Consider the following 4,995-nt stretch of genomic DNA (forward strand, 5'->3'; position numbering starts at 1 on the left):
CATGATCGTGTGCTCCGGGGTGTTGTTGGTTGGTATGGAGCTGATGTTACGCCGTGGAATTTTTAAGAGAACTTCATTGAGTTAATGGTGACTATTGACGCAGTCAATGATCGCTAGCGCGAAATGAGCCCGTGATCGATCGCGTATTTGACCAGCGCTGCCGGCTTGTCGATGTTGAGCTTGCGCCGAATGCTCAAGCGGTGTGTCTCCACCGTGCGCACGCTGATATCCAGTTCCCGTGCCATTTCCTTGTTGTTCAGCCCTTGCGCCATCTTCGACAAAACCTGGCTTTCACGGGGGGTCAGTTCGTTGTCGGTGTTTTTGTCGGCGATCAGCCGCTGGGCGATGTCGGCGCTGTAGAAGGTCCCGCCGCTGGAGATGGCTTCGATGGCCGCGATGATTTCCCGTGAAGGGGCATTCTTCAACACGTAGCCACTGGCGCCCGAGCGCAGTGATTCACTCACGTACTCATAGTTATCGTACATGCTCAGCACCAATACCTTTAGCGACGGGTACTGGCTGCGCAGCACGCGGGTCAGTTCCAGGCCGTTGATGTCCGGCAGGCTGATGTCGACCAGCAGCAGGTCGGGCTGGCAGCGTCCGACCATCTCGATGGCTTCGGCGCCACTTTCGGCTTCGCCAACCACTTCCAGGGGGGCCATGACGGACAGCAGCGCCTTTATTCCGTCACGGACCAGGGCGTGATCGTCGACCAGGGCGACGCGGATCGGGGAGGGCAGGTTCATTGCAGGCTTCACTCTTGTTTTTGGGGCATCAGCGTTTGCTGGCAGGCAGCTTCATCGGTAGCAGAACATCCAGCTCACTGCGTCCGGGCGTCGAGATCAGTTCGAAGCGGCCACCAAAATGTTCGACGCGTTCACGAATATTACGCAAGCCAATGCCGACGTGGCGACGTTCGACCTGGGCGACGTTGAAACCGACTCCGTCGTCGACCACCGTCAGCCGCACCGATTGTTCGCAGCCGCGCAGCGTAATGGATACGTGCCTGGCCCGGGCGTGGCGCTCGATATTGGTCAGGCCTTCCTGGACGATGCGAAACAACGAGACCGCTGCGCCGTCGACCAGTTGGCAGTCGAATTCATTGTCGTCATAGGTCACGGTAAGGCCGCTGCGCTGTTCGAACTCAGCGGCCAATTGACCGATTGCCGCCGACAGGCCGAGGGTATCGAGCAACGATGAGCGCAAGTCGTGGGAGAGGCTGCGCACTTCGCCAATCGCATCACCCAGGCGCGCGGTGGCATCCCTCAACGCGCCCAGGCCCTTGTCGTGGTTTTGCCCGCTTTCCAGCAAGTGGCTGGCGAGTTCGAACTGAAACTTGATCGAGACCAGCACCTGGCTGATGCCGTCGTGCAGCTCGCGGGACACCCTTGAGCGCTCTTCCTCCTGCAGGCTGACAATCCGCTGGGTCAGGCGCTGCAGTTTCTTGTCCGCCAGGCGATGTTCGCTGACATTGAGGGTCATGCCGGTGGCGAAGACAAACAGCACTGCCACCAGCGCAACCACCGCAATCGCCACCATGGTCTTGCGGATGCCCTGGGCCACTTCGGCTCGGGCTTGCTGGGTGGCGCGCTCGACATCTTCAAGGTAAATGCCGGTACCGAGCATCCAGCCCCAGCGATCGAGCATTACCACATAGGCCAGTTTGTCGGTCACCTGGCCGGAGGAGGGTTTGTTCCAGGCGTAGCGTTGGAAACCTTCGCCCGATTGCGCACTCTTGAGCAGCGCCTGGATCACCGGCAGGCCGTGCGGGTCTTTCATGTCCCACAGGTATTTGCCCACCAGCTCCGACTGGCGCGCGTGCATCAGGCTGCGGCCTTCATGGTCGTAGACGAAGAAATAGCCATTGATGCCAAAGCTGAGCTTGCGCAGTTCCTCGAGCACCTGTTGCTGGGCGCGAGCGTCACCCTGGCCGTTGTCGTACAGCGGCTCGATCAGGCTTTTCGCCATTTCGACGTAGTTTTTCAGTTCCGCGCGCTTGCTCATCAGGATGCTGTCTTCGATCAGCTGCGCCTGTTGATCACCCAGTTGGCGATTGAGGGAAATCACCAGGGCACAGATGACGGCAATGGCCAACACCAGCGGCAAAATGCCGAGGGCGACGATCTTGTGTTTGAGCTGCATGGTTGCTCCTGCCCGCGCGAGGGGCCGGCATCATATGCCAAAGATACGCCAGACCTGTAGCGTTGCTGGACGGAATGACTGATGGCGGGGATGCCCGCCCATTGAAACGCAATCCCCTGTGGGAGCGAGCCTGCTCGCGAAAACAATCGGTCATTCAACATCCATGTCGTCTGACGGATCGCTTTCGCGAGCAGGCTCGCTCCCACAAGGGGCCGAATTTTCAATAGCAGATCAGTGTGTTCTACGTAGAACTACGTAGATGCCGCGTACGTAGTAACGCGGATTTATTTGTGGACGACATGCGCGGATATTGGCCCAGCTCCGCACAGCGGACACAATTATAAAAATTACCGCCGCAGTCACGAGCTGTCGGCAGGAGACCCTCTATGCCCCGTCTGGCTAAACACCTCGCCTGGTTTGCCGTGGCTGTCCTGGGAGCGGTTGCGCTGAGTGTCGTGGCCCTGCGCCGCGGCGAAGCGATCAACGCCCTGTGGATCGTCGTCGCAGCCGTCGCCATCTACCTCGTTGCGTACCGCTACTACAGCCTGTTCATCGCCAACAAAGTGATGCAACTGGACCCCAATCGCGCCACGCCCGCTGTGCTCAACAACGATGGTCTGGACTTCGTGCCGACCAACAAGCACGTGCTCTTCGGTCACCACTTCGCGGCCATCGCCGGCGCGGGGCCGCTGGTCGGTCCGGTACTGGCGGCGCAGATGGGCTACCTGCCCGGCACGCTGTGGCTGATTGCCGGCGTGGTGCTGGCCGGTGCCGTGCAGGACTTCATGGTCCTGTTCATGTCCACCCGCCGTAATGGTCGTTCGCTGGGCGACATGGTCCGCGAAGAAATGGGCCGCATCCCCGGCACCATCGCGCTGTTCGGCTGCTTCCTGATCATGATCATCATCCTCGCGGTGCTGGCGCTGATCGTGGTCAAGGCCCTGGCCGAGAGTCCGTGGGGCATGTTCACGGTGATGGCGACCATCCCGATCGCGATGTTCATGGGCATCTACATGCGCTACATCCGTCCGGGCCGCATCGGTGAAATCTCGATCATCGGCGTGTTCCTGCTGCTGGGTTCGATCTGGCTGGGCGGGCAGATTGCCGCTGACCCGGTGTGGGCCAAGGCCTTTACCTTCACCGGCGTGCAGATTACCTGGATGCTGATCGGTTACGGTTTCGTGGCTGCCGTTCTGCCGGTCTGGCTGATCCTGGCACCCCGTGATTACCTCTCCACGTTCCTGAAAATCGGCACCATCGTCGCCTTGGCCATCGGTATCCTGGTGACCATGCCCGAGCTGAGAATGCCGGCACTGACACAATTCGTCGATGGCACGGGACCGGTGTGGAAGGGCGGTATGTTCCCGTTCCTGTTCATCACCATCGCCTGTGGCGCGGTATCGGGGTTCCACTCGCTGATCGCTTCTGGCACCACGCCAAAATTGCTCGCCAGCGAAGGTCATGCCCGGTACATCGGTTACGGCGGCATGCTGATGGAATCGTTCGTGGCGATCATGGCCATGGTCGCTGCCTCGGTGATCGATCCGGGCGTGTACTTCGCCATGAACAGCCCTGCGGCCATTGTGGGTTCCGATGCTGTTTCGGTTGCTCAGACCGTCAGCAGCTGGGGCTTTGCGATTACTCCGGAGGCGCTGCAAGCAGTGGCCAAGGACATCGGTGAAACCACCATCCTGGCCCGTGCCGGCGGTGCGCCGACGCTGGCCGTGGGTATCGCGCAGATCCTGCACCACGTGCTGCCGGGTGAGAACACCATGGCGTTCTGGTACCACTTCGCGATCCTGTTCGAAGCACTGTTCATCCTGACCGCTGTGGACGCCGGTACTCGTGCCGGGCGTTTCATGCTCCAGGATTTGCTCGGCTCCTTCGTGCCGGCGCTCAAGCGCACCGAGTCCTGGACCGCCAACCTGATCGCCACCGCCGGCTGCGTGGCCATGTGGGGTTACCTGCTGTATCAGGGCGTGATCGATCCGCTGGGGGGTATCAACACCCTGTGGCCATTATTCGGCATCTCCAACCAGATGCTGGCGGGTATTGCCCTGATGCTTGGCACCGTGGTGCTGATCAAAATGAAGCGTCAGCAGTATGTGTGGGTGACTCTGCTGCCAGCGGTATGGCTGCTGATCTGCACCACCACCGCCGGTTTCATCAAGCTGTTCGATGCCAACCCGGCCATTGGCTTCCTGGCCTTGGCGAAAAAATACAGCGATGCCCTGGCCAACGGTCAGGTGCTGGCGCCGGCCAAGAGCATTGACCAGATGCAGCACGTGATCTTCAACGCCTACACCAACGCCACGCTGACCGCGTTGTTCCTGTTCGTGGTGTTCAGCATCCTGTTCTTCGCACTCAAGGTCGGTATCGCCGCCTGGGGCACCAAGGAACGAACGGACAAGGAAGCACCGTTCCACGCGCTGCCGATGCCTGATCATGTTCAATGACCTGAGTCGCCTGGGCAAATACCTCGGTCAGGCCGCGCGCCTGATGGTGGGTATGCCCGATTACGACAACTACGTCGAGCATATGCAAAACAAGCACCCGGACAAGCCGGTGATGGATTACGAGGCGTTCTTTCGGGAACGCCAGGAAGCCCGTTACGGCAGCAAGTCCGGACCGAAGTGTTGTTGAATGAATGAATCAAGAAACCCGGCCGAAAAAGCCGGGTTTTTTGCTTGGGATTTCGCGTGTTCAGTTCAGATGTGGGTGCTTGCTCGCGAAGGTGGCCTGACAGCCGGACCTGTTATTTGAACTGTAGGAGCCAGGCTTGCCGGCGAAGGCGTCCTGGCAGGCGATAATTGTCTTTCAGGTGTACATATCCGTTGCTGCGGTAACGGCCAC

4 protein-coding genes are annotated in these 4,995 nt (G+C 59.9%); 2 read left to right on the forward strand and 2 right to left on the reverse strand.

Features of this window, described 5'->3' with window-relative positions; genetic code table 11:
- Positions 1–113: 113 nt before the first annotated feature.
- Positions 114–746, reverse strand: a complete 633-nt coding sequence (locus tag PG5_RS32185; RefSeq protein ID WP_020801265.1) for a response regulator transcription factor — start codon at positions 744–746, stop codon at positions 114–116.
- Positions 747–774: 28 nt separating this feature from the next.
- Positions 775–2,142, reverse strand: coding sequence for a cache domain-containing protein (locus tag PG5_RS32190; protein ID WP_020801266.1), 1,368 nt, complete (start codon positions 2,140–2,142; stop codon positions 775–777).
- 386 nt (positions 2,143–2,528) lie between these two features.
- Here PG5_RS32190 and PG5_RS32195 point away from each other — a divergent pair, with 386 nt between their 5' ends.
- Both PG5_RS32195 and PG5_RS32200 read left to right on the forward strand, forming a co-directional pair.
- Positions 2,529–4,598, forward strand: coding sequence for a carbon starvation CstA family protein (locus PG5_RS32195; protein WP_020801268.1), 2,070 nt, complete (start codon positions 2,529–2,531; stop codon positions 4,596–4,598).
- A complete protein-coding gene (locus PG5_RS32200; protein WP_020801269.1) occupies positions 4,588–4,785 on the forward strand; it encodes a YbdD/YjiX family protein in 198 nt (65 codons plus the stop codon). The genes PG5_RS32195 and PG5_RS32200 overlap by 11 nt, the downstream gene beginning before the upstream one ends.
- Positions 4,786–4,995 lie beyond the last annotated feature (210 nt).

The organism is Pseudomonas sp. G5(2012), from assembly GCF_000408945.1.
Lineage (GTDB): Bacteria > Pseudomonadota > Gammaproteobacteria > Pseudomonadales > Pseudomonadaceae > Aquipseudomonas > Aquipseudomonas umsongensis.